The sequence below is a fragment of the Nocardiopsis oceani genome (assembly GCF_054777395.1).
Genome location: NZ_BAAHAR010000031.1, coordinates 60,093 through 83,048 on the forward strand (window position 1 = coordinate 60,093; position 22,956 = coordinate 83,048).

Annotated in this window: 20 protein-coding genes; 10 read left to right on the forward strand and 10 right to left on the reverse strand. The window is 69.6% G+C overall.

Annotation, left to right across the window (positions count from 1 at the left end; genetic code table 11):
- Positions 1 to 293 precede the first annotated feature (293 nt).
- The 7 genes from ACYVDG_RS19480 to nucS all read right to left on the reverse strand — a co-directional run bounded on the left by ACYVDG_RS19480 (position 294) and on the right by nucS (position 7,353).
- Entirely contained in the window at positions 294 to 1,835 is a 1,542-nt protein-coding gene (locus ACYVDG_RS19480) for a M20/M25/M40 family metallo-hydrolase (RefSeq protein ID WP_460754868.1), read from the reverse strand.
- A gap of 222 nt (positions 1,836 to 2,057) precedes the next feature.
- On the reverse strand, positions 2,058 to 2,741 hold the full coding sequence (locus ACYVDG_RS19485) for a DUF1707 SHOCT-like domain-containing protein (protein ID WP_460754872.1): 684 nt from the start codon (positions 2,739 to 2,741) through the stop codon (positions 2,058 to 2,060).
- Between the two features lie 104 nt (positions 2,742 to 2,845).
- Positions 2,846 to 3,481 (reverse strand): response regulator, encoded by a 636-nt coding sequence (locus ACYVDG_RS19490; RefSeq protein ID WP_460754875.1) that lies wholly within the window; start codon positions 3,479 to 3,481, stop codon positions 2,846 to 2,848.
- Positions 3,478 to 4,794 (reverse strand): sensor histidine kinase, encoded by a 1,317-nt coding sequence (locus ACYVDG_RS19495; RefSeq protein WP_460754878.1) that lies wholly within the window; start codon positions 4,792 to 4,794, stop codon positions 3,478 to 3,480. Before ACYVDG_RS19495 ends, ACYVDG_RS19490 begins: the two co-directional genes overlap by 4 nt.
- Entirely contained in the window at positions 4,794 to 5,669 is an 876-nt protein-coding gene (locus ACYVDG_RS19500) for an ABC transporter permease (protein WP_460754881.1), read from the reverse strand. Before ACYVDG_RS19500 ends, ACYVDG_RS19495 begins: the two co-directional genes overlap by 1 nt.
- Complete coding sequence (locus ACYVDG_RS19505; protein WP_460754884.1) at positions 5,666 to 6,559, reverse strand: ABC transporter ATP-binding protein; 894 nt, start codon at positions 6,557 to 6,559, stop codon at positions 5,666 to 5,668. Before ACYVDG_RS19505 ends, ACYVDG_RS19500 begins: the two co-directional genes overlap by 4 nt.
- 116 nt (positions 6,560 to 6,675) lie before the next feature.
- Complete coding sequence (gene nucS, locus ACYVDG_RS19510; protein ID WP_460754889.1) at positions 6,676 to 7,353, reverse strand: endonuclease NucS; 678 nt, start codon at positions 7,351 to 7,353, stop codon at positions 6,676 to 6,678.
- 104 nt (positions 7,354 to 7,457) lie between these two features.
- On the opposite strand from nucS, the gene ACYVDG_RS19515 reads away from it, so the two are divergent.
- The 4 genes from ACYVDG_RS19515 to ACYVDG_RS19530 all read left to right on the forward strand — a co-directional run bounded on the left by ACYVDG_RS19515 (position 7,458) and on the right by ACYVDG_RS19530 (position 11,222).
- Positions 7,458 to 8,729: an MFS transporter gene (locus ACYVDG_RS19515; protein ID WP_460754892.1), complete on the forward strand. Its 1,272-nt coding sequence runs from the start codon at positions 7,458 to 7,460 to the stop codon at positions 8,727 to 8,729.
- A 56-nt stretch (positions 8,730 to 8,785) separates the two neighbouring features.
- Positions 8,786 to 10,003, forward strand: coding sequence for a 3-hydroxyacyl-CoA dehydrogenase (locus tag ACYVDG_RS19520; protein WP_460754897.1), 1,218 nt, complete (start codon positions 8,786 to 8,788; stop codon positions 10,001 to 10,003).
- Positions 10,004 to 10,205: 202 nt separating this feature from the next.
- Positions 10,206 to 10,451, forward strand: coding sequence for a hypothetical protein (locus ACYVDG_RS19525; protein ID WP_460754899.1), 246 nt, complete (start codon positions 10,206 to 10,208; stop codon positions 10,449 to 10,451).
- A gap of 39 nt (positions 10,452 to 10,490) precedes the next feature.
- Positions 10,491 to 11,222 carry an alpha/beta hydrolase gene (locus tag ACYVDG_RS19530; RefSeq protein WP_460754902.1) on the forward strand — a complete coding sequence of 244 codons (732 nt, stop codon included), beginning with the start codon at positions 10,491 to 10,493 and terminating at the stop codon, positions 11,220 to 11,222.
- A 144-nt stretch (positions 11,223 to 11,366) separates the two neighbouring features.
- On the opposite strand, the gene ACYVDG_RS19535 is transcribed toward ACYVDG_RS19530, so the two are convergent.
- Complete coding sequence (locus tag ACYVDG_RS19535) at positions 11,367 to 12,671, reverse strand: DivIVA domain-containing protein (protein ID WP_460754905.1); 1,305 nt, start codon at positions 12,669 to 12,671, stop codon at positions 11,367 to 11,369.
- A gap of 421 nt (positions 12,672 to 13,092) precedes the next feature.
- The gene (gene mce / locus ACYVDG_RS19540; protein ID WP_460754909.1) at positions 13,093 to 13,551 is read right to left on the reverse strand and encodes a methylmalonyl-CoA epimerase; all 459 of its coding nucleotides are present in this window, start codon (positions 13,549 to 13,551) and stop codon (positions 13,093 to 13,095) included.
- 86 nt (positions 13,552 to 13,637) lie between these two features.
- On the opposite strand from mce, the gene ACYVDG_RS19545 reads away from it, so the two are divergent.
- Together ACYVDG_RS19545 and meaB are read left to right on the forward strand one after the other, a co-directional pair.
- A complete protein-coding gene (locus tag ACYVDG_RS19545; protein ID WP_460754911.1) occupies positions 13,638 to 14,828 on the forward strand; it encodes an acetyl-CoA C-acetyltransferase in 1,191 nt (396 codons plus the stop codon).
- Between the two features lie 113 nt (positions 14,829 to 14,941).
- A complete protein-coding gene (gene meaB / locus ACYVDG_RS19550) occupies positions 14,942 to 15,910 on the forward strand; it encodes a methylmalonyl Co-A mutase-associated GTPase MeaB (RefSeq protein ID WP_460754914.1) in 969 nt (322 codons plus the stop codon).
- Between the two features lie 196 nt (positions 15,911 to 16,106).
- On the opposite strand, the gene ACYVDG_RS19555 is transcribed toward meaB, so the two are convergent.
- Positions 16,107 to 17,786: a glycosyl hydrolase family 18 protein gene (locus ACYVDG_RS19555; RefSeq protein ID WP_460754917.1), complete on the reverse strand. Its 1,680-nt coding sequence runs from the start codon at positions 17,784 to 17,786 to the stop codon at positions 16,107 to 16,109.
- Between the two features lie 335 nt (positions 17,787 to 18,121).
- On the opposite strand from ACYVDG_RS19555, the gene ACYVDG_RS19560 reads away from it, so the two are divergent.
- The 4 genes from ACYVDG_RS19560 (at position 18,122) to ACYVDG_RS19575 (ending at position 22,656) form a co-directional block, all read left to right on the forward strand.
- Positions 18,122 to 18,652 (forward strand): MarR family winged helix-turn-helix transcriptional regulator, encoded by a 531-nt coding sequence (locus ACYVDG_RS19560; RefSeq protein ID WP_460755025.1) that lies wholly within the window; start codon positions 18,122 to 18,124, stop codon positions 18,650 to 18,652.
- Positions 18,653 to 18,763: 111 nt separating this feature from the next.
- On the forward strand, positions 18,764 to 20,488 hold the full coding sequence (locus ACYVDG_RS19565; RefSeq protein ID WP_460754920.1) for an acyl-CoA mutase large subunit family protein: 1,725 nt from the start codon (positions 18,764 to 18,766) through the stop codon (positions 20,486 to 20,488).
- A 226-nt stretch (positions 20,489 to 20,714) separates the two neighbouring features.
- Complete coding sequence (locus tag ACYVDG_RS19570; protein WP_460754924.1) at positions 20,715 to 21,662, forward strand: co-chaperone YbbN; 948 nt, start codon at positions 20,715 to 20,717, stop codon at positions 21,660 to 21,662.
- Between the two features lie 259 nt (positions 21,663 to 21,921).
- Positions 21,922 to 22,656 carry a cytidylate kinase-like family protein gene (locus ACYVDG_RS19575; protein WP_460754927.1) on the forward strand — a complete coding sequence of 245 codons (735 nt, stop codon included), beginning with the start codon at positions 21,922 to 21,924 and terminating at the stop codon, positions 22,654 to 22,656.
- The last annotated feature ends 300 nt before the right edge of the window (positions 22,657 to 22,956 follow it).

Sequence of the window (22,956 nt, forward strand, 5' to 3'; positions counted from 1 at the left end):
GGTGGCCCGAACACGGAGGAGTCACAGAGGATAACTGTTCCGTATCAGGGGGTGAAGGTGACGTGGCTCACTGATACCTTGGGAAACAAGGGAGCTACACACCGTAGTTTCCGGCGGTGTCCGTGCGACACTCGCCTGGGTGGAACAGAGGGGGACTGCCCGGGCAACTGTGGCGGAGGGGGAGACACCGCGAAGGGCGGGCGGCGTGGAACCGGGGGGTTCACGCCACCCGCCCCCTTTCGTGCGCGGATGTGCCCAGCCTGGCACTCCCTGTGCGGCTAGGCGGATACGCCCTAGCGGACCCAGGCCTCACCCTTGCGGGGCAGGTCCACGTTCACGTCGGACATGGACAGCACACCGTTCACCGGGAGCGTGCTCTCGGCGAAGAACTCCACGCCGTGCGCGCCCGCGGCCGACAGCTCGGCCACCGAGTCCCAGTTGATGTTCTCCAGGGTGTCGTCGGCCGTGTGGTAATACGGGTCGAACATCTCGCCCGCGGTACCGCCGTACCACTCGGCCTGCTCCTCGGACTTGATCCCGTCGGCGCCGCTGAACAGGCCGCCCGAGGCCACACCTGCCTGCATGAAGGCGAGGTAGTCGCTCCGGCCGCTGAGTACGCCGGGCTCGCTGACCTGGCCCTGGTCGTCGAAGTAGTCCTCGAAGACCTTGGCGATCGCACCGGAACCGGAGGGGGCGCCCTCGGAGTCCGGCAGCTCCATCCGGCCGTCGAGCACGAAGCGCCCGTAGTTGTGCGAGCCGATCATGTCGAAGTTGAGGTAGAGCGCGATGTCGTCCAGCTCCTCCTCGGTCAGCCCGGCCACGTACTCGTTGGAGCCGATCAGCCCGGACTCCTCGGTGCCCCAGAAGGCGAAGCGGACCTGGTTGTTCGGGTCCTCCTGCTCGGCCATCTGGATCGCGGTCTCCAGGAGGAAGGCCACGCCGCTGCCGTTGTCGTTGATGCCCGGGCCCTCCTCGACGCTGTCCAGGTGGCCGCCGACGACCACCACGTTGTCGTCACTGCCCGCCGGGGTCTCAGCGAGGATGCTGTAGGAGCTCTCCTCCGTGATCTCGGAGTCCACGGAGACCTCGAGCTCCAGCTCCGGGGTGTCCAGGAGCTCCGCCCCGACCAGGCCGGAGACGCCGATGGCCGGGATGTCGGAGGGCTCCTCGACGGTGCCCTCGAAGACCGCGTCCTCGTCGTTGACCACCAGGGCCGCGGAGGCGCCGGCGTCGGCGGCGTTCTGGACCTTCTCCCCGAACGGACAGGTCCCGCGGAGCGTGATGGCGATCGCGCCCTCGGGGAAGTCGGCGAAGTCGTCGGCGGAGCAGGCGCTCTCCTCGCTGTCGGCGTTGACCGCGACAGCGGGGGCGCTCGCGTCACCGGAGCCCGAGTAGCTCATGGTGACGTAGTCCTCGCCGAGCTCGTACGGGTGCTCCTCCGGGCTGGTCTGTGCCAGGACCGCGGGCGTGGTCTCCCGCCAGGCCTCGTAGTCGTACTCGTGCCGGTAGGGCTCGTAACCCGCGCGTTCGAGCTGGTCCTCCACGTACAGCGCCGCCACGTCGTAACCGGGGGTGGCGGTGGCCCGGTTGCCGCCGTTGTACTCGGCGATGGTGTCGAGGTTGACCAGGTGGTCTTCGATCGCGTCCACGGTCACCAGGTCCGGAAGCGCGACCTCGTCGGCCTGTGCCGGTGAGGCACCCAGGGTGCCCGCGGTCATCAGCAGGGCCGCGGCTCCGGCCGTGACGCTCAGCCGCCGTCGGGAAGCGGGGGATGGGGAGGGGGATGCGGGGGCGTCCGCTCCGTGGAGCGGCTGCCCGGGGTGGCTTGGATGCACGATCTTCCTCCGGTGCACGGGGGTCCATCGCTCCGTGGTGCGGGGGATGGACACCTGGGGTGGGCGAGGTTCCGGAGAAGCGTCGCATCAGCCCGGGGCGGAGGCAAGGCATGCCGCGGGACATTGCCACATTCAGCCACAGACCTTACGCAGCGGGTAGGCAATGTGGTTTCATAGACGGCCCAAAAAGCACAAATCGTCTTGGTGCGAGGGGTTGCGGGGCTACTCGTCGTCCTCGTCGTCTTCCTGGTGCTTGCGTGCCCGGTACTCGACCCCGGCGCCGCCCATCACCGCGATACCGCGGATGTGCACGATCGGGGCGTCCGGCTCCACCACGCTGGGTGTGTTCCCCTCGATCCCGAAACCGCCCATGATCGGCAGGCCGTGCACGCGCACCTGGATGTCGTCGGGCACGACGACCCCGATGCCGCCCATGACCGCGCAGATCCAGATGGTGGTCTCGCGCTGGGTGAACCGGGCCTCGCGCAGGTCGAGCTCGATGCCGCCCATCACCGCGGCAGCGACGAACGTGCCCGGAACGACCCAGTCGCCGGACCGGTCGGCGCCGCCCATGACGACGAGAGCGCTGTGGCTGGTGGCGGGCTGGTCGATGATCCGGCCCGCGCCGTACACCGGACGGGGAGAACGGAAGTCGGAGGGGGCACGTGCCGGGACCGCGCCGTCCTGGACGGTGCCGGGGAGGTCCTTGGTGATGGGGACGAGTTCGCCGACGGTCTTGGCGCGGTATACCGCGTCCAACCGGTCGCTGTGTTCGTCGGGATCCAGACGGCCCTCGGCCAGGGCTTCCCGGAGCAGGTGCGCGACGGCGTCACGGTCGGCGTCGGAGGCGCGCATCCGGCCGTTCCCGTCCTCGTGGGGGGTGAGTTGGCTCATCTGTTCCAGCATATTCCGATTCTTCTCCGCGCGGCAGGGTGCGGCATCGGGGGCGGCCCCTGAGTCTCCCCTGAACTCCGGGCTGCCCGGCTCGGGGGCGCGGGCAGCCCGGGGCGTTACTGCTCGGGGAGCAGGCCCCTGCGCAGCGCCTGCGACACCGCGGAGGTCCGGTCGCCGACCCCGAGCTTCTCGTAGACCCGCATCAGGTGGGTCTTCACCGTGGTCGCGCTGATGTGCAGGGTCCGGCCGATCGCGGCGTTGGTGCGTCCGTCGGCGGCCAGACGCAGCACCTCGACCTCGCGCGGGGACAGCGCGGGGCCCTCCGGTTCGGAGCGCTGGCGCACGCCGGTCAGCAGCTTGCCCGCCAAGCGCCCGGTGAGCACGGTCTCGCCCCGGGCCGCCGAGCGGACGGCGTTGGCCAGCTCCGCGCGCGGGGTGTCCTTGAGCAGGTAGCCGGTGGCCCCCGCCTCGACCGCGCGCAGGATGTCGGAGTCGGTGTCGTAGGTGGTGAGGACCAGGACGTGCACGTCCGGGTGCCCGGCGCGGATGCGCTCGGTGGCCTCGGCCCCGTCGCCGCCGGGCATGCGCAGGTCCATCAGGACCACGTCGGGGGACAGCTCGGCGACCCGTACCAGGGCCTCCGGGCCGGATCCCGCGTCGCCGACGACGTCGAGGTCGGCCTCGGCGCTGAGCATGCCGCGGATGCCCTCGCGGACCACGGGGTGGTCGTCCACCAACAGGACACGGATCATGGTGCGGGTTCCTCTCGCCGCTCGTCGGTCCCGCTTCCGGGATCGGCATCGGCCTCGGTTTCGTCGTGGGGCAGTGACAGGCGGACGGTGGTGCCGGTGCCGGGGACGGAGTCGACCTCCAGCAGACCGCCGACGCTCTCGGCCCGGTGGCGCATGTTCGCCAGGCCGTTGCCGTTCGCGGGCCGTGCCGGGTCGAAGCCGTTCCCGTCGTCCGCCACAGTGAGGCGCACACCCACGTCGGTGTAGGCCAGGGTGACCCGGGCGCCGTCGGCGCCGGCGTGCTTGCGGAGGTTGGCCAGCGCCTCTTGGGCGGTGCGCAGGAGGCAGACCTGGTGGTGGTTCGGGAGTTCCTCGGGGGTTCCGGTGACGTCAGCCGTCACGGAGATGCCCAGCTCCTGTCCGAGGCGTTCGGCGATCCGCCGGACCGAGGCGTCCAGGCTTTCGTCGGCCACCCGGATCTGTTGGCGGGCGGCGACCATGGCGCGGGTCTCCGCGAGGTTCTCCGCCGCGGTCTCGCGCATGAGCGCCAGGTGGCGGCGGGCGGTCTCGGGTTCGCTGTCCAGTTCGGACTCCACTGCCTGGGTGAGGGTGATGATGCTGGTGAACCCTTGGGCGAGGGTGTCGTGCATCTCCCGGGCCAGGTGTTCGCGCTCGGCCACGGCACCGGCCTCCTGGGACAGGCGGTCGGCTTCCTCCCGGGTGTGCTGCAGTTCCTCGATGAGTGCGTACCTCTCGTAGCTCTGCTCAACGATCCGGTACATCCAGGTGCCGAACCACATGGCGTAGGCCAGGATCACGGAGTGGATGAGCAGGTTGAGACCGACACCCGTCCAGTCCTGCCACCCCAGGAGCCCGCGCACCGGTGCGGGGACGAGGAGGATCAGCGCCATCGCGGCGACGGCGTACCTCAGCCCGGTGACCATGAACAGCAGCGGCGCGACGGCGACCAGGATGAACTGGACGTTCCCGTCGAGGGTGATGGCCGGGAGCAGCATCAGCACCACCAGGGCGACGAACAGCAGCCGGTTGCCGCGCTCCCAGTCGTCCGACTTCACCAGGCGGCGGCCGGCCATGAGGTACAGGGCCAACAGGGCGCCGGGAAGCGCGGCGCTGAGCCAAGGGGTGCCCGGTGACAGCAGACCGATCAGGGAGACCAGCACCATCACCGCGACGAAGTAGACCTCCCAGCCCCATCCCAGATCCCAGGCGTGCTGTTCGGTGGGTAGCGCCCTGAGGGCGCGAGGGGTCTGCGGGACGGGCCCCGAGCTGCTGCCGGTGGTGTTCGCGTCCGGGGCCCGCTTCGACTCGGTCATTACCCGTCCTTGCGTGTCTTCCAGCGGAACGTCAGCAGGGTCAGTACCAGGCCCACCACGCACCAGGCGCCGAGTGCCAGCGCGACCAGGTGCAGGTCCCAGGCCCCGGACGGTTCGAACTGGGCCATCTCCTCGGGGAAGAACCCGGCGCGCATGCCCTGGGCCATCCACAGGAGCGGGAAGAGCGAGGCACCGTTGAGGACCCACTCTGGCAGAACGCTGATCGGCACGAAGATACCGGAGGTGAACTGGAGGACGAGGAACGGGACGACGACCACGGCCGAGGCCGCCTGGGCGGTTCTGGCCAGTGAGCTGACCGCGATACCGAGGAGGGAACAGCCGATGGTGCCGAGAACGAGCACCCAGGCGATGGTGGCCCACGCCTCCATGGTGGTGGGCAGGGTGGCGTCGAAGAACAGGTAGGCCACACTCAGCAGTACCGCTACCTGGCCCAGGGCGAGGAACAGCACCAGGATCGTCTTGCCGATGAAGTAGGCGCTGGCGGGCATCGGCGTGCCGCGCAGGCGGCGCAGACCGCCGTACTCGCGATCGGTGGCGATCACCGTGCCCAGGTTCTGGAAACTCACCGACATCAGGCCCATGGCGATCAGACCGGGCAGGTAGTAGTCGACCGCGGGCATACCCACGTCGATCAGGTCGTCGAAGATCGAGGCGAACAGGACCAGGATGAGCGTGGGCAGGGAGAAGGTGAAGACCACGCTCTCCCACTCGCGGACGAAGGTGCGGACCTCCATCCATCCCCTGGAGAGGCCGACGCGGACCGGCCCGGGGGGCCGCCCCCGGGAGCCGTTGGGGACGTTGGCGCGCGGGGAAGCCGCCACTGTGTTGTCGGGTGCGGCGGTGGGGGTGCTCATACCCGGCCTTCCTTCCGGTCGTCGCCGTGCTTGTCGTTCTGGTCGTCGGCCCCGTCGTCGATCATCCTGAGGTAGGTCTCCTCCAGGGTGGGGCGGTGCACGCTCAGCTCGGGGACCTCGCCGGTGAAGCGCCCGGTCAGTTCCGAGACCACCCGGGTGGGTTCGTCGGTGCGGACCTCGCGGCGCCGGCCGTCCTCCAGCCAGCCGACCGTCGCCTGGGCGGAGGCGCGTCCGTCGAGCGCCGCGGGGGTGTCGACGGCCCGGATCCGGCCTTGCGCGATCACGCACACGCGGTCGGCCAGTTCCTCGGCCTCCTCCAGGTAGTGGGTGGTGAGGACGATGGTGGTGCCCCGGTCGGAGAGGTCCCGGATGAGGGCCCAGAACTCGCGCCGGGCCTTGGGGTCGAACCCCGTGGTCGGCTCGTCAAGGAAGAGGAGTTCGGGCTGGCCGACGATGCCCAAGGCCACGTCCAGGCGGCGCCGCTGCCCGCCGGAGAGGGACTCGGCCTGCTGCTTCGCCTTGTGCTCCAGCCCGACCAACGCGATGATCTCGTCGGGGTCGTGGGCGAGCGGGTAGTAGCCCGCGAAGTGCCGGACGAGGTCGCGCACCGGCAGCTTGGGGACCATCGTCTCCTTCTGCCAGACGATGCCCACGCGGGCGCGCCAGGCGCGGCCCGCCTTGCCGGGGTCCTCGCCCAGGACCCGGGCGGATCCGCCGTCCCGGTGGCGGAAGCCCTCCAGGATCTCGACGGTGGTGCTCTTCCCGGCGCCGTTGGGGCCGAGGAACGAGAAGATCTCGCCCTGTTCGATGCGGAGGTCGACCCCGGCGACGGCTTGGGTGTCGCCGTACCGCTTCCGGAGGCCGCTGGCCTCGATGACTGGTGTGCTCATACCCCGAGCGTCCCGTGGCACGGGTTCCGGGGGTATCCGCCTCGAAGACGGACCCGTGTCCTCCGAGTGGAGGACACGGGTTCAGGGTCGGGAGGGCACGGATCTCAGGGTGCGGGTCAGAACAGGCGCAGGGTGTCGGGCTCGATACCGCGCAGCTCGTCGTAGTCCAGGACGACGCAGCTGATGCCGCGGTCCTCGGCGAGGACCTTGGCCTGCGGCTTGATCTCCTGGGCGGCGAACACACCGGTCACCGGGGCCAGTGCGGGGTCCCTGTTGAGGAGTTCGAGGTAGCGGGTGAGCTGCTCGACGCCGTCGATGTCGCCCCGGCGCTTGAGCTCGACCGCCACGGTGTTGCTCTCGCCGTCGCGGCACAGGATGTCCACGGGGCCGATGGCGGTGGGGTACTCGCGGCGGATGAGCGAGTAGCCATCGCCGAGGGTGGTGATGTGCTCGGCGAGCAGCTCCTGGAGGTGGGCCTCGACGCCGTCCTTCTGGAGCCCGGGGTCCTTGCCCAGCTCGTGGGAGGAGTCGTGCATGATCTCTTCCAACGTCAGCACGAGCTTCTCCCCGGACTTGCTGTGGGTGACCGTCCACACGTCGGGGCCGTCCTCTACCGTCTCCTCGCGGACCTTGCACGGCGGGTTCATCCAGTTCAACGGCTTGAACGCCCGGTCGTCGGCATGGATGGACACGCTCCCGTCGGCCTTGATGAGGATCAGCCGGGGAGCCATGGGCAGGTGGGCGGTGAGTCGGCCGACGTAGTCGACGCTGCACCGCGCGATGACGAGACGCACGGGACGTCACGTTACCGCCTTCCGGGTGCGGCTGAGGTCGGTTCGGGGTGATCCCGGGCCGAGCCGGGGCAACGCGTCTGCGGGCGTCTCTCTAGGCTGTCGGGATGGTCGTGCGTAATCGTTGGATGATCCTGACCGTCAGCATGGTGGCGCAGGTGGCCAGTGTCTCGGCGATGTTCGGGGTGCCGATCGTCCTACCGCAGTTGCGCGAGGCCTTCGGTGTCACCACGGCTCAGGCCGGGGTGCTGGCGGGGCTGCCCTCGTTCGGGCTGCTGCTGACGCTCCTTGCGTGGGGTGTGGTGATCGACCGCGTGGGGGAGCGCTCCACGATGGCGCTGAGCCTGACCCTGACGGCGGGCGCGCTGGGACTGCTCTGGACGGTGTCGGAGCTGTGGAGCGTGGCGGTGGTCCTGTTGCTCCTGGGAGCGGTCGGCGGCCCCGTCAACGCGGCGAGCGGGCGCCTGGTCCTGATCTGGTTCGCGCGCGGGGAGCGCGGACTGGCCATGGGGGTCCGGCAGTCCGCGCTGCCGCTGGGCGTGGGGGTCTCAGCTCTGGCGTTGCCCTGGGCCGCCGACGCGTGGGGGTTCGTGGGAGCGATGACGCTCCCGGGGGTCCTATCCCTCCTCGCCGTTCCGCTCGTGCTCGCGATGGCCACCGCACCACCCTCGGGTACCGCCTCGGAGGCCAAGGGGGAAGCCAAGCGAGCGGTCACCGGTGACCGGGGCCCAGCGGGGAACCCGGAAGCGCAGCCGTCAGCCCTCAGCGGCTCCCCGTACCGGCGGTGGGCCATCTGGCGGGTGCACGGGGTGAGCATGCTCCTCGGCGTCCCGCAAGTCACACTGATGGTCTACGCCGTGATCTACCTGGTTCAGGAACAGGGGTGGAGTTCACCCGCGGCCGGTGCGGTGGTCGCGGCGGCCCAGATCCCCGGAGCCGCAGGTCGGCTCCTACTCGGCGCCCGGTCGGACCGGACCGGAGACCGGATGCGGCCGGTGCGGTGGCTCGCTGTGGTGTCCGGCGTCGCGCTGGTCCTGCTCACCTTCCTGCCGGAGGCCTGGGAGTGGACGGCGGTACCGCTGCTCCTGACCTGCCTGGTCATGACGATGTGGCACAACGGGCTGACCTTCGTCTCCGTGGCGGAGATCGCCGGGACCGCGTGGGCCGGCCGGGCCCTGGCCGTGCAGAACTGGCTCCAAGGGGTCAGCACGACGCTGACCCCCGTGCTGATGGCGGCGGTGATCACGCTCGCGGGCCTGCCCGCGGTGTTCGCGGTGGGCGCGGTGTTCTCCGCGCTGGCCATCGCCCTGGTACCGACCGGGCGCGGAACAGGGCCTACCGGGAGCGGAGCAGGACGACGCGGCCCTACTGGTCAGTAGTAAAGTTCTGGTCCCCGCGCACGACCAGGGTCCGAAGGGCGTCTAAGGTGGGGCCCATGGTGCAGGAATTTGACAAGGTCGGCGTCGTAGGACTGGGCACGATGGGTGCGGGCATCGCTGAGGTGTTCGCCCGAGCCGGGTTCAACGTCGTCGGGGTCGAGATCGACCAGGCCGCCCTCGACCGCGGCCGTGGTCACGTGGACAAGTCCCTCTCGCGTGCGGTCAGCAAGGGCAAACTCACCGAGGAGGAGCGCGCTGGGATCGACGCCCGCCTCACGTTCTCCACGTCCCGCGAGGACCTCGCGGACGCGGACTTCGTCGTCGAGGCCGTCCCCGAGCGCATGGACATCAAGCGTGACGTGTTCGGCGACCTGGACCGGATCTGCGCGCCCGGCACGATCCTGGCGACCAACACCTCCTCGCTGTCGGTCACCGAGATCGCGGCGCTGACCGGCCGCCCCGAGAAGGTCGTCGGTCTGCACTTCTTCAACCCGGCCCCGGTCATGAAGCTGGCCGAGGTCATCACCACGGTCTCCACCGGCGAGGAGACCGTCAACATCGTCACCGAGGTCGCCAAGCGCATCGGCAAGAGCCCGATCACGGTCGGGGACCGCAGCGGCTTCGTGGCCAACGCGCTGCTGGTGCCCTACATCAACGACGCGATCCGCCTCTACGAGCGCCGCATCGCCACCCGCGAGGAGATCGACGAGTCCGTCAAGAAGGCCGCCGACCTTCCCATGGGCCCGCTCACCCTCGCGGACATGGTCGGCCTGGACGTCTGCCTGGCCGTCATGGACGTCCTGTGGGACGAGTTCCGCGACCCGCGCTACGTCGCGGCGCCGCTGCTGCGCCGACTGGTCGCCGCCGGCCACCTGGGCCGCAAGTCCGGCCAGGGCTTCTACAAGGGCAAGGACGACCCGGCGGAGCCCAAGCGCTCCGGCCGCTTCGCCGAGATGGTGCGGGACGAGGAGACCCTCGACCTGGGCGAGATGCTCATCGCGCCGCAGATCGACGACGCCCTGCGCATGATCGGCGACGGCTACGCCTCCGCCAAGGACATCGACACCGCCATGCGCTTCGGCTGCGGCTACCCGAAGGGCCCGACCGAGCTCCTCGACGAGCGCGGGGCCGAGTCCGTCATCACCACCCTGGTGGCGATGTCGGAGTACAGCCTCACCACCATCGCGGTGCCCGCCCCGCTGCTCATGGACCTGCTGCCCGACGCAGACGAGGCCGCCCCGCAGGGCGGCGGCTGCGCCTGCGGCAGCCACTGAAGGCCCACCGCCGAGCGGCAGCCGACCCGAAGTGACCCCGGACGCGGTCACCTGGCCGCCGTCACACCCTCCCGTGGTGTGACGGCGGCCACAGTCGTTTTTCTCCTACCCTTGAAGGGTGAGTCCGCGCCGTAACAGCCCCCGCCGTAAGACCTCCCGGGGTCGGAACGCCCCCAGTGGCCCCCCTGACGAGGACGCCCTCATGCTGCGCGTCACCGGCGGGCAGCGCCGAGAGACCGGACCGGACGGGGAGTGGGTGACGCGCCGGATCCCCGGTGCGGCCGCTACCAAGTCCTACCGGTGTCCCGGCTGCGCGCAGGAGATCCCGGTCGGTATGGCCCACGTCGTGGCATGGCGCCCGTACGGCGACGGCGGGGACCGGCGGCACTGGCACTCCTCCTGCTGGGACCGGCGTACTCAGCGCTCGCCCAGGGCCCCCAGATACTGACCCGGAGCTGCCGGGCCACCCAACAACTTATGAGGAGCCATGGAGATCCGAGCCACCACGGTGCTTCCCGCCGTGCGCCGACCCATCACCCTGCACACCGGTGACGGCCTCGAACTGATCGGCGAGCTGGCCCTCCCGGAGGGCGGCGAACCCGCGGCCACGCTCGTGTGCCTGCACCCGCTGCCCACCGCTGAGGGCATGATGGACAGCCACGTCATGCGCAAGGCCTCCTTCCGGCTGCCCGCGCTCGCCAACATCGCCGTCCTGCGCTTCAACACGCGCGGGACGACCTCGCGCCACGGCACCAGCGAGGGAGAGTTCGGCGAGGGCGAGACCGAGAAGCACGACGTGTTCGCCGCCATCGAGTTCACCGAGTTCGAGGAGCTCCCGCAACCTTGGCTGCTGGGCTGGTCCTTCGGGACCGAACTCGCCTTGAAATGGGGCTGCGACCCCCAGGTCCAGGGCGCGCTGCTGCTGTCCCCGCCCCTGCACCGGGCCGACGAGGCCGACATGAAGGTGTGGGCGGACTCGGGCAAGCCCGTGGTGGCGCTCGTCCCCGAGCACGACGACTTCCTGCAGCCCGACGAGGCCCGCGAACGCTTCGCGCCGCTCACCCAGGCCGAGATCATCGGCGTCGACGGCGCCAAGCACCTGTGGGTGGGTGAGCCCTACGTGCGCCGGGTCCTCAACGAGGTCGTCAAACAGGTCAATCCGGCGGCCCACCCCCTGCCCACCGAGTGGGACGGCCCCTGGGAGAAGGACACCGTGTAGCTCGACTTGTGCTCGGTGACCTTGTGCTCATTGCTCACCGAACACGGCGAAGGGCCCGGCCCGATAGATAACTCGGGAACCGGGCCCTTCGCCGTGCTCAGGACGGCTCAGCCGCGTTCGGCCGCGTTCAGCGGCGGCTGACCGCTACTCCTGCCACCAGTCCTCGTCGTCGGCGCCCTTACCGGCGGCGGCCGGCTGCTTGGGCTCCTCGGCGGCGGGCGCGGCCGGAGCGGCGGGTGCTGCGGCGGCGGCCTGACCGGACTCCGGGATCGCGGCGGGCGCACCAGCGGCCGGGGCGGCCGCGGCACCGCCGCCACCGAGCAGCTGACGCAGCTGCTGGAGGTGCGACTGGATGCTGTCCCGCTGGCGGTTGAGCTCGTCGACCTCCTTGTTGGCGGCCGTCATGACCCGGTTGGCCTCGGACTTGGCGTCGCTCAGCTGGTGGTCGGCCTTCGCCTTGGCCTCGGCCTCGATCTGACCGGCGTTCTTCTTGGCGTTGCTGACCAGCTGCTTGGCGTGGTTCTCGGCGTCGCGGCGGGTCTGCTCAGCCTGCTGGCTGGCGTTGGTGGCGCGCTGCTCGGCGCTGGCGGCACGCTCCTCGGCCTCGTTGACCATCTTCTGCGTGGCGGCCTGCGCACCGGCCAGGCGCTCGGCGTCCTGGCGCTCGGCCTCGGCACGGCGGTCGGCCAGCTGCAGCTCGAACTGGTCCTCGGTCTCGGTACGGCGCGCCTCGGACTCGGCGAAGGCCCGCTCGGCGTTCTTGCGCAGCTCCTCGGCCTGGCTCTTGGCCGACTGGATGGTCTCGTCGCGCTCGCGCTTGGCGGCGGCGCGGGCCTGGGCGCACTCCCGCTCGGTGGTGGTGCGCAGTTTCCCGATCTCACCCTCGAAGGTGGCGCGCTTCTCGGCGATCTCGTGGTCGACGGCGGAGCGCTTCTTCTGCACCTCGCGCTCGGTGGTGGACGCCAGCTCGTCGGCCTCGCGGCGGGCGGTGGTGCTGATCTCCTCGGCCTCGGTCTCGGCGCTCTGCCGCTGCTCGTCGGCCTCGCGCTGGGCCAGCGTACGGACCTCGGTGGCTTCCGATTCGGCGGCAGCACGCATCTCGGCAGCCTCGATCTTGGAGGCCGACCGGATGTCGTTGGCGTCGATCTGCGCGCTCTGGACCAGCTCGTTGGCCTGCTCCTCGGCGAGGCGCAGCAGCTCCTCGATCCGCGAACCGAGACCGGAGTAGGAGGGGCGCTCGCGCTCCTGCAGCTGCTGGCTCTTCGCGGACAGCTCCGACTTGACCTTGTCGATCTCCTTGGTGGACTGCTTGACCTCGTTGCGCAGGCCCTCCAGGTAGTCCGTCACCTGGGTGCGGTCATAGCCACGCAGCACTACGTCGAATTCGGGCGGAGTGTTGTCTTCGTCGAAGATGTTGTTGAGCTGGGTGTCAATGTTGTTTGACGACATGTGGCGGAATCCTGAACGGGTGCGAGACGGCTACTTGCAAAACTGCCGGGGGTGGCAGGAGGGCGGCTGCTGTACCCCCGGTGGACGGGTTGTTTTCCGGGGTGAGCGAGCCAAAGGTGCAGGCGGACCGGTGTGACGGGTTCTGGTGACCCTGACCGCCTCCGACGGCCGACCCGGTGCGGTGCCGCAGCGGGAACGGCCGACCCGGCTCACGTACCGGACTGCAAGACATGGACCAACGCCGGAAGAAAAAGCACATCCGGCAACTAGCAGACTTTATCAAGCGTGGAACCTCTGGGAAGGGGGTTTCGGGTAACTTCCGGTGGGGTCGGAGGTCATCCACGCCTGAGGAACTCAAGCTGTGATGTGTCCGGAACGTCCCCGTGACGTTTTCCGGCCTGATCATGCTCTCGGCGTGTCCTTAGTGGCTGCTTTGTACCAACTCGGTGAGAACGCCGCCACAGTCCTTCGGGTGCAGGAAAACGATCTGGGATCCGGCCGTTCCGGTCCGGGGCCCGTCACCCAGAACCCTAACGCCTTCCGCGCCCACCCCCGCGGCGCTCGCCGCGACGTCCGCCGTCCCGAAGGCGATGTGGTGCACGCCCTCTCCGTTCCGGTCAAGGAACTTGGCCACGGGAGAGTCCGCACGGGTCGGTTCGAGGAGTTGCAGATAAGTGGCGCCGCCATCGTCGGTGCCGTTGATTCGGAGCATGGCCTCGCGGACCCCCTGCTCCTCGTTCACCTCCTCGTGCTCCACCTCGAAGCCGTACGTGGTCCGGTAGAACTCGATGGACGCGTCGAGGTCGCGGCACGCGATCCCGACGTGGTCCAAGCGGGTCAGACCGGAGAACGGGCCGGTGGGGCTGGGTGCGTCACTCACTGGGCGAACCTCTCGGACGTCGGTGTGATCTGTGTGGGTATCGTTGCAGACCAGGTGCGTCACCCATCACTTGGAGGCCAGTTAAGATGCCCGGTTCCGTCATCGTCGGTGGGGCTCGGACCCCCACCGGCCGACTCCTCGGCTCCCTCGCCGGGTTCTCCGCCGCAGATCTGGGCGGCTTCGCGATCAAGGCGGCGCTGGAGCGCGCCGGGGTCAGCGGTGACCAGGTCGGATACGTGGTCATGGGACAGGTTCTGCAGGCCGGTGCAGGGCAGATCCCGTCGCGCCAGGCCGCGGTCAAGGGCGGTATCCCCATGGACGTCCCGTCCGTGACCATCAACAAGGTCTGCCTGTCGGGCCTCGATGCCATCGCCCTGGCCGACCAGCTCATCCGCGCCGGAGAGTTCGACATCGTGGTCGCCGGCGGCATGGAGTCCATGACCAACGCCCCGCACCTGATGCCGAACGCGCGCAAGGGCTACAAGTACGGCTCCGTCGAGGTGCTGGACGCCACCGCGCACGACGGCCTCACCGACGCCTTCGAGGGCGACTCGATGGGCGCCTCCACCGAGCGCCACAACGCCAAGACCGGCATCGAGCGCCCCGAACAGGACGCCTTCGCCGCCCGCTCCCACCAGCGGGCCGCCGCCGCTGCCGCCGAGGGGCGCTTCGACGAGGAGATCGTCCCGGTCGAGGTCCCCCAGCGCAAGGGCGACCCGGTCGTCTTCGACGCCGACGAGGGCGTCCGTCCGGGCACCACCGCGGAGAGCCTGGGCAAGCTGCGCCCGGCGTTCGACCGCGACGGCACCATCACCGCCGGATCCTCTTCGCAGATCTCCGACGGCGCCGCAGCGGTGGTCGTGATGAGCCGCGCCAAGGCCGAGGAACTCGGTGCCCCGGTCCTCGCTGAGATCGGCGCCCACGGCAACGTGGCCGGCCCGGACAACTCGCTGCACTCCCAGCCCTCCAACGCGATCAAGCACGCCCTGGACAAGGCGGGCAAGAGCGTCGAGGACCTGGAGCTCGTGGAGATCAACGAGGCCTTCGCCGCGGTCGGTATCCAGTCCACCAAGGACCTGGGGGTCTCCGAGGAGATCGTCAACGTCAACGGTGGCGCCATCGCGATCGGTCACCCGATCGGGGCCTCCGGCGCCCGCATCGCCCTGCACCTGGTCCATGAGCTGCGCCGCCGCGGCGGCGGCCTCGGTGCGGCCGCCCTGTGCGGTGGCGGCGGCCAGGGCGACGCCCTGCTGTTCACGGTCCCCGCCGCCGAGTAGCGGACGCGGGCACCGCCCCGGTCCGTATGCGGATCAGGGTGAGGTGAGAGCGTACGGGCGGGAACCACAAGTTCCCGCCCTCATCCTTCTGCTCGTCACAATCGAGGAGTCCCATGAACGCCGCCCAGCTGGTCGAACGGGTTCGCGGGGGTGACCGCAGGGCGCTGGCCCGCGCGATCACCCTGGTCGAGAACGGTGCCGACGAACTACGCGAGATCATGGCGGGACTGGCCCCCCACACCGGAAGGGCCCGCGTGGTCGGGTTCACCGGTTCCCCGGGGGTGGGCAAGTCCACCACCACGAACGCGGTGGTGCGCGCGGTGCGCGCGCGTGGGCTTTCGGTCGCGGTCCTGGCGGTGGACCCCTCGTCGCCCTTCACCGGCGGCGCCCTGCTCGGTGACCGGGTCCGTATGCAGGAGCACGCCACTGACACGGGCGTGTTCATCCGGTCGATGGCCAACCGGGGGCACCTGGGCGGTCTGTCCTGGGCGACCCCGCACGCGCTGCGGGTGCTGGACGCCGCGGGGTTCGACGTGATCCTCGTGGAGACGGTCGGGGTGGGCCAGGCCGAGGTGGAGATCGCGGGGCAGGCCGACACGACCGTCGTGCTGTGCGCGCCCGGCATGGGTGATTCGGTGCAGGCGGCCAAGGCTGGCGTGCTGGAGGTCGCCGACGTGTTCGCGGTGAACAAGGCGGACCGGGACGGCGCCAAGGTGACCCTGCGCGAGCTGCGTCAGATGATCGCGATGAAGGACCGCGCCGACGAGGAGTGGAAGCCGCCGATCACGATGATGGTGGCGGCCAAGGACGAGGGGACCGACGAGCTCTGGGGGCGGGTCGAGGAGCACTTCGCCCACATGGAGGGGTCCGGCGAGCTGGCGTCGCGGCGCCGTGATCGGGCCCGGGACGAGGTGCAGGCGATCGTGGTGGACCTGCTTCGCGCCCGTATGGGCGGGGTGGGGTCCGACAGCGGACTGGACGGCCTGGCCCGCGAGGTCGCGGCGGGGGAGCGGGACCCCTACGCCGCCGCGGACCTGCTGCTGAAGGAACTCGGCGCGGACGCTACCCCCCAACCGGAATGATCTTGCCCCTGGCTCAACCCTCGGCCGCCGAGGGTGGAGACAGGGGCAAGATCATCGGGGGTTCGGCTGCGAAATGGGAGCCGGGGCGGACCGTCGCACGTCGGTCCGCCCCGGCCTTGGCGGCGGTGCTCCCCGGATCAGAGCACCGACGCCGCCCGTTCCCGAGCGCCCGTAGGCGGCCCGGGGGTCTGTGGTCCTATCGTCCGAGCGCCGCGTCGATGGCGGTCAGCAGACTGCCTTCGGAGTCGTCGCCGTCGATGGACCAGATCATGACGCCGCCGAGGCCGTTCTCGTTGGCCCAGTCGGTCTTCTGGGTCATGGAGACCTCGTCGTCGTAGGTCCAGAAGGTCTCGCCGTCGTAGAGCCAGGCCGTACCGAGGTCGTCGTCTCGGTACAGGTCGAAGCCGGACAGCTCCTTCAGCACCTTCCAGTCCTCGGTGCCGTCCTCGAAGCTTCCCGGTGCCGGGCCTTCGGCGGGCTGGAAGAGGCCGTCACCCTCGGGGCCGGGTTCCACTCCCGTCCAGCCCTGGCTGTAGAACGGGACGCCCAGAACGATCTTCTCGGGGTCGACGCCGCGCTCCAGGTAGGCCTCGACGTTGCCCTCGGTGGTGATCACCTCGTCCGGGTAGCCGGGGCTGTCCGGGTCCGCGACCAGGTTGGACTGGTGGTTGGTGGACTCGTCCCAGGAACCGTTGTAGTCGTAGCCCTGGACCGTGATGAAGTCGAAGTTGGGCATGATCTCGTCCAGCTCGTAGCCTGCGTCGACGCGCCAGGCGCCCGCGGGCATGAACGAGCTGAGCTCGAAGTGGCGGCCGGTCTCCTCGCCGAGCTCGTCGAGCTGGTCGCGGAACTCCTGGACGAGGGCGGTGAAGTTCTCCCGGTCTTCGGGGCGGACGACGTTGTGCGGGTTGCCCTCGGAGCCGGGCCACTCCCAGTCGAGGTCGATGCCGTCGAAGATGCCGTAGCCGACACCCTCGCCGCCCGCGCCGTCGATCTCGGGCAGGTCGCCCTTGAGGTACAGGTCGACGCAGGAGCTGACCAGGTTCTCGCGCGACTCGGGCGTGAGTACGGCGTCCGAGAAGTGCTTCGACCAGTTCCAGCCGCCCAGTGAGACGCTGATGTCCAGGTGCGGGTACAGCTCCTTGAGTTTGCGGAGCTGGTTGAAGTTGCCGCGCAGGGGCTGGTCCGGCCCGTCGGCGGCACCGTCGACACTTTCCTCGGCGGGGGTGGCCCGGCCGTAGTCCGCCTCGGCGTCGCCCTCTTCGGGCTCGTTGGTCATGAAGCACTCGCCGTCGGCACCGACGTTGCCGAACGCGTAGTTGATGTGGGTGAGCTGCTCCGCGGCGCCCGATTCGATGAGGTCTCGGACATGGTAGTCGCGCTCCTCGACACCCCACTGGGTGAAGTAGGCGACGTTGAGGCTGTCGTGCTGGGGTCCTTCGCCCGGCTCACCGGCGCAGGGCGAGCCGTTGACGGTGCAGTCGACCAGGTGGCTGTTGCCGTCGGTGTGGATGCCGTTGTAGCCGAACTCGTAGGTTCCGCCGGCGGGCACCACGGCGCCCCAGTGCGGCGGGGTCACGGTGTAGCCGTCCTCCGCCGTTCCTTCGAGGGCGGCGTTCCACAGCTCGTGGATCTTGCTGCCCTCGGGGAGCTCGAACTCGATGTCCCAGTCGGTGAGGTCCGTCCCGGAGGCGTTGTGGACGGTGAACTCGCCCGTGTAGCCGGTGTCCCAGCGGGCGGATTCCACGTAGGTCACCGTGATATCGGAGGCGTCGGCCTCCTCAGCGGTCACGGGGGACACGAACAGTGCGAGCGGTGTCACCAGCACTGCGGCGGCCACCACCGCGAGTCGGTTTCTCAGTCGTCGTGAGCTCACGTCGGGAGGTCTCCTGATGGGGGTCGGTCAGGGAGCCCGGGGCCGGAGCCCCTGGGAGGAAATTATTAGGAAACTTAACTAATAATTCCGGAGGGCGTCAATGCCCGTACCGAAATTTCTGGGGCGGGCGGCCTCCCCCTGCGCCGCCGCGGCGCGAGGCGCTGTCCCCTCGGCGCATGGGTGGCGTTGGGGGCCGGACCAGTAGGTTCCGGGGCCGGCTGGCCCCAAGCGGCCACTGGCGTCCGCTGGCCTTCGCATCCACGCGGGTTGCGGGCGCCGGGAAGTGGGATGGGGTGCCAGCGCCGACACCCTAGAGTGACGGCGTGGGAAACCCATTGAACCTTTCGTTCGACCCAATCGAGAGCGCACACGACAACTGGAGTCAGAGATGGGGTGCCTCGCCCGCCATGGCGGCGGTCACCTCTCTCATGCGCGCACAGCAGATCCTCATCGGCGAGCTCGACGGCGCCCTCAAGCCGTTCGGCCTGACCTTCGCCCGATACGAGGCGCTGGTCCTGCTCACCTTCAGTGCCTCCGGGGCGCTGCCGCTGGGCAAGATCGGTGAGCGCCTCATGGTGCACCCCACGAGCGTCACCAACACCATCGACCGGTTGGAGGGGCAGGGCCTGGTGCTCCGCCGCCCCAACCCGAGTGACGGCAGGGGTGTCCTGGCGGAGATCACCGAAGCCGGGCGCGAGGTCACCGAGGAGGCCAGCCAGGCACTCCTCGGTATGGACTTCGGCTTGGGCTGCTACTCCGAAGAGGAGCGCTGGCGCATGCACGAGATGTTCACCCGGCTCAGGGTGGACTTCGGTGACTTCCCCGCGCGGGCTTCCGAGGCCGCCGAGGTGGCCGAAGGGCGCTGACCCGAGGCGCGGGCGGCAGAGGCACCCGCGCTGACCAGGCACGCTCCGGGTGCGCGGCCGCCAGGAGTTCCCGGCCTGTACATATATAGTTGGACGTCCTACTATTTTGGTATGGCGAACTCCACAGGCGATCCCACCAGCCGGGTACGCGACATCGAGGCAGGGCGCGACCGCTGGCAGCGCCGCTACGACTCCGCACGCAAGCGCGACGCCGATTTCACCTCACTGTCCGGACGGCCCCTCGAACCCGTCTACGGGCCCCGTCCCGGTGCCGAGGTCCCCGACTTCGAACGGATCGGCTGGCCCGGCGAGTACCCCTACACCCGAGGGCTCTACCCCACCGGCTACCGCGGCCGCGCCTGGACCATCCGCCAGTTCGCCGGGTTCGGCAACGCCCGGCAGACCAACGAGCGCTACAAGATGATCCTCGCCCAGGGCGGGGGCGGGCTCTCGGTGGCCTTCGACATGCCCACCCTCATGGGCTACGACTCCGACTCGGCGCACGCACTCGGCGAGGTCGGCCACTGCGGGGTGGCGATCGACTCGGTCGCCGACATGGACCTGCTCTTCGACGGCATCCCCCTCGGCCAGACCACCACGTCCATGACCATCAGCGGGCCCGCCATCCCGGCCTTCTGCATGTACCTGGTGGCCGCGGAACGCCAAGGCGTCGACATCGGGGGCCTCAACGGCACGCTCCAGACCGACATCTTCAAGGAGTACATCGCCCAGAAGGAGTGGCTGTACCCGCCCGAACCCCACCTGCGCCTCATCGGTGACCTGATGGAGTACTGCGCGGAGCACATCCCCGCCTTCAAACCGCTGTCGGTATCCGGCTACCACATCCGCGAGGCCGGAGCCACGGCCGCGCAGGAGCTGGCCTACACCCTGGCCGACGGGTTCGGCTACGTGGAACTCGGCCTGTCCAGAGGCCTGGACATCGATCGCTTCGCCCCCGGGCTGTCCTTCTTCTTCGACGCCCACATCGACTTCTTCGAGGAGATCGCCAAGTTCCGCGCCGCGCGCCGCATCTGGGCCCGCTGGATCCGCGACACCTACGGCGCGAAGACCGAGAAGGCGCAATGGCTGCGGTTCCACACCCAGACCGCGGGGGTGTCCCTCACCGCCCAGCAGCCCTACAACAACGTGGTCCGCACCGCGGTCGAGGCCCTGTCCGCCGTGCTCGGCGGCACCAACTCGCTGCACACCAACGCCCTCGACGAGACCCTCGCCCTGCCCACGGAGCAGTCCGCCGAGATCGCGCTCCGCACACAGCAGGTCCTCATGGAGGAGACCGGCGTGGTCAACGTCGCCGACCCGCTCGGCGGCTCCTGGTACGTGGAGGCACTCACCGACGAGATCGAGGCCGAAGCCGAACGGATCTTCGCGCACATCATGCGCATGGGCGGGGGAGAGGACGCCGAGCACACCATCGGCCCGATGACCTCCGGCATCCTCGCCGGGATCGACAACGGCTACTTCAGCTCCGAGATCGCCGAGTCCGCCTTCCAGTACCAGCAGGCCCTGGAGAAGGGCGACAAGCGCATCGTCGGCGTCAACTGCCACACGGACACCGTTTCGGGCGAGCTGGACGTCCTCAAGATCAGCCACGAGATCGAGCGCGAGCAGAAGCGCGCCCTCACCGAACGGCGCTCCCAGCGCGACAAGGCGGTCGTCGACAAGGCCTTGGCCCGACTACTGGAGGGCGTCCGGGCCAGCGACGGCAATCTGATCCCGCTCATCATGGACGCGGCCCGCGCGGAAGCCACCCTCGGCGAGATCTGCGCCACCATGGGAGAGGAATTCGGCACCTACACGGAGGCCCCGCAGTTCTAGTTTTGGGCCTCCGCCCGCCCGTCGCCCACCACCAACCCTCAACGGACGCCTACGGCGCGGTCTTTGCCAGGGCTAGCGGCTTGACTCCTCTTGCGCTGTGCTTGCTGCAACCCAGGCTCTCCGGCGCTCGAACGGGCACCCCCTGTGGTTGCCCTTCGCGGGAGGGTGCCCATTGCGGTCCCGGGTCAGTCTCCGTACTGCTCCGGGATACGGCAGGATAGAGAGCATGCAGCCTTCGGACTTTTCACCGAACAGTGCGGTTGATCTCGGGGCGCGCAAGGCGGCCTTGGAGCGTGAGGCCAAGCAGCGCGCCGATGAGTCGGCCGGTCGAACCAACCCCTACGCCGTCAACGTCGACGAAGCCAACTTCCAGCAGGTACTGGAACGGTCCATGGCCGCCCCGGTCGTGCTGGCCGTCCTGGCGAGCTGGTCCGAGCAGTCCAAGCAGGTCGAGGCGGTACTCGACAAGCTCTCCAAGCGCTCGGGCGGCAACTGGCTCCTCGGGAAGATCGACAGCGACGCCAGCCCGCAACTGGTGCAGGCGCTCCAGGTCTCCGGTACCCCGATGATCATCATCGCGGTCCAGGGGCAGGTCATGCCCCTCATGCAGGGGCCCGCCACCGAGGAGCAGCTGCGCGACGGACTGACCCAGGTCTTCGGGGCGCTCGCCCAGAAGGGCATGCTGCCCCAGGGCCATCCCGGCACCGTGGAGGGCGACCCCGCGGACATGCCCGAGGAGGAGGCCGAAGCCGAGCCCGAGGGCGACCCGGTGACCGCCGAGGCCCAGGCCGCCCTGGAACGCGGTGACTTCGAGGGTGCCGCGGCCGTGTTCGAAAAGGCGCTCGGCGCCGACTCCAAGAACACCGAGCTCAAGGCCAAGCTCGCCCAGGTACGGCTGATCGGCCGCCTCCAGGACGTGGACGGCCCCGCTGTGCGCCAAGCCGCCGCCGACAACCCCGCGGACGTCGACGCGCAGATCACCGTCTCCGACATCGACATGTACGGGGGCAAGTTCGACGAGGCCTTCGACCGCCTCATCGAGACGGTCAAGCAGACCAGGGACGAGGACCGGGACCGGGTCCGGGAGCACCTGGTCTCCCTCTTCGACCTGCTGCCCCCGGGCGACCCCCGCGTGGGGGCGGCCCGCCGCAAGCTCACCTCGGCGCTGTTCTAGACGTTCTTCTGAACACCGTCGAGGATTACTGACCGAGGACTACGGAACGCTGGTCCGCGGTGACACCCGGTGCCGGTGTCGGAGGTCTCCTCCGGCGCCGGCACATTTTTTTCGGATACCCAATCACGGCAGGACGTGGCAAAACAGCACGTATTTACCAGAGTGGAGAACGCTGGGATAGGGCCTCGCGCACCGGGTAGGAGACCGGCGACAGCGGTCCGTGGAAACCGGACCGCGCGGCAGACCCGGCAGGTGCCCTATGGCCACGAACGACGCACCAGGCGCCCACGAAGGCGGCCCCGTCGTCACGATCTCGGCGACCTTCGGGGCGGGCGGAAGCGTGGTCGGTCCGGCCGTTGCCGCCCGGCTCAACGTCCCCTTCCTCAACCGTGCGGTACCCAGCGCGGTCGCCGCGGAGATCGGCTGCTCGCTGGACGAGGCACTCCAGCGCGACGACCGCGCACCCGGTGGCCTGGAACGGCTGCTCTCCAGCGCGGCTCGGCTGCCCACCGTCACGCTCGGCAGCGTGGACACCGCCTTCATCGGCACCACCAACGACGCGGGCCGCCTCCTCTACGACCACGAGTTCGTCGAGCGGACCGAAGGCGTGATCCGGGAGGTCGCCCGGGTCGGCGGCGTGATCCTGGGGCGCGCCGCGGCCGTGGTCCTGGCCGACCACCCGAACGCACTCCACGTCCGCTTGGACGGGGACCGGGAGGCACGGCTCAGGAGGGCGCGCCGTCTCTGGGACGCCGGTGACCGGGACGAGTGCGGTGGACACGGCTGGGGTGCCAGTCCGCCCACACTCAGGCTGTTGGACGAGAACGACCGGGCCCGGGCCGCCTACGTGCGCCGCTTCTACCGGGTCGACCCAGCCGACCCCGACCAGTACCAGTTGGTGATCGACTCCACGGTTCTTTCCACCGACGCCTGCGCAGACGTGGTGGCGCGCGCCGCCGCCGACCGGGAAGCGGGGGCGGCACGGCCGGGCTGAGAAGGCCGCCAATACACCATGAATTAATGCGATTTTTTCCGAAAGCGTTAATTGTCACCTTGTGCTGACGTTACCCGCTTGACTCGGGTAAGGTGAGGCGACTCGGTTGTGGGTTCTCGGTCAGCCCCCGGCCACCAACTGAGACCTGTTCGAAGGACAACCGATGATCGGGTGTCCAACGGCGGGACGCGCAACCGCCACGGGCCCGGAGCCCGGTCGGCGCGCAGGCGCCGACGAGGTTTCACCGGGCCAGGCCACGGAGTGCAGGGCCGTTCGTCCGACCCCGGTGGAGGTCCCCGG

What these genes read in the sequence shown, in the direction of transcription:
- meaB (WP_460754914.1), top strand. Translation starts at nt 14,942, where the DNA reads ATGAACGCCGCCCAGCTGGTCGAACGGGTTCGCGGGGGTGACCGCAGG.
- ACYVDG_RS19490 (WP_460754875.1), bottom strand. Translation starts at nt 3,481, where the DNA reads ATGATCCGTGTCCTGTTGGTGGACGACCACCCCGTGGTCCGCGAGGGC.
- ACYVDG_RS19545 (WP_460754911.1), top strand. Translation starts at nt 13,638, where the DNA reads ATGCCCGGTTCCGTCATCGTCGGTGGGGCTCGGACCCCCACCGGCCGA.
- ACYVDG_RS19530 (WP_460754902.1), top strand. Translation starts at nt 10,491, where the DNA reads ATGGAGATCCGAGCCACCACGGTGCTTCCCGCCGTGCGCCGACCCATC.
- ACYVDG_RS19515 (WP_460754892.1), top strand. Translation starts at nt 7,458, where the DNA reads ATGGTCGTGCGTAATCGTTGGATGATCCTGACCGTCAGCATGGTGGCG.
- ACYVDG_RS19565 (WP_460754920.1), top strand. Translation starts at nt 18,764, where the DNA reads ATGGCGAACTCCACAGGCGATCCCACCAGCCGGGTACGCGACATCGAG.
- ACYVDG_RS19525 (WP_460754899.1), top strand. Translation starts at nt 10,206, where the DNA reads ATGCTGCGCGTCACCGGCGGGCAGCGCCGAGAGACCGGACCGGACGGG.
- ACYVDG_RS19485 (WP_460754872.1), bottom strand. Translation starts at nt 2,741, where the DNA reads ATGCTGGAACAGATGAGCCAACTCACCCCCCACGAGGACGGGAACGGC.
- ACYVDG_RS19495 (WP_460754878.1), bottom strand. Translation starts at nt 4,794, where the DNA reads ATGACCGAGTCGAAGCGGGCCCCGGACGCGAACACCACCGGCAGCAGC.
- ACYVDG_RS19500 (WP_460754881.1), bottom strand. Translation starts at nt 5,669, where the DNA reads ATGAGCACCCCCACCGCCGCACCCGACAACACAGTGGCGGCTTCCCCG.
- ACYVDG_RS19505 (WP_460754884.1), bottom strand. Translation starts at nt 6,559, where the DNA reads ATGAGCACACCAGTCATCGAGGCCAGCGGCCTCCGGAAGCGGTACGGC.
- ACYVDG_RS19570 (WP_460754924.1), top strand. Translation starts at nt 20,715, where the DNA reads ATGCAGCCTTCGGACTTTTCACCGAACAGTGCGGTTGATCTCGGGGCG.
- ACYVDG_RS19535 (WP_460754905.1), bottom strand. Translation starts at nt 12,671, where the DNA reads ATGTCGTCAAACAACATTGACACCCAGCTCAACAACATCTTCGACGAA.
- ACYVDG_RS19520 (WP_460754897.1), top strand. Translation starts at nt 8,786, where the DNA reads ATGGTGCAGGAATTTGACAAGGTCGGCGTCGTAGGACTGGGCACGATG.
- ACYVDG_RS19575 (WP_460754927.1), top strand. Translation starts at nt 21,922, where the DNA reads ATGGCCACGAACGACGCACCAGGCGCCCACGAAGGCGGCCCCGTCGTC.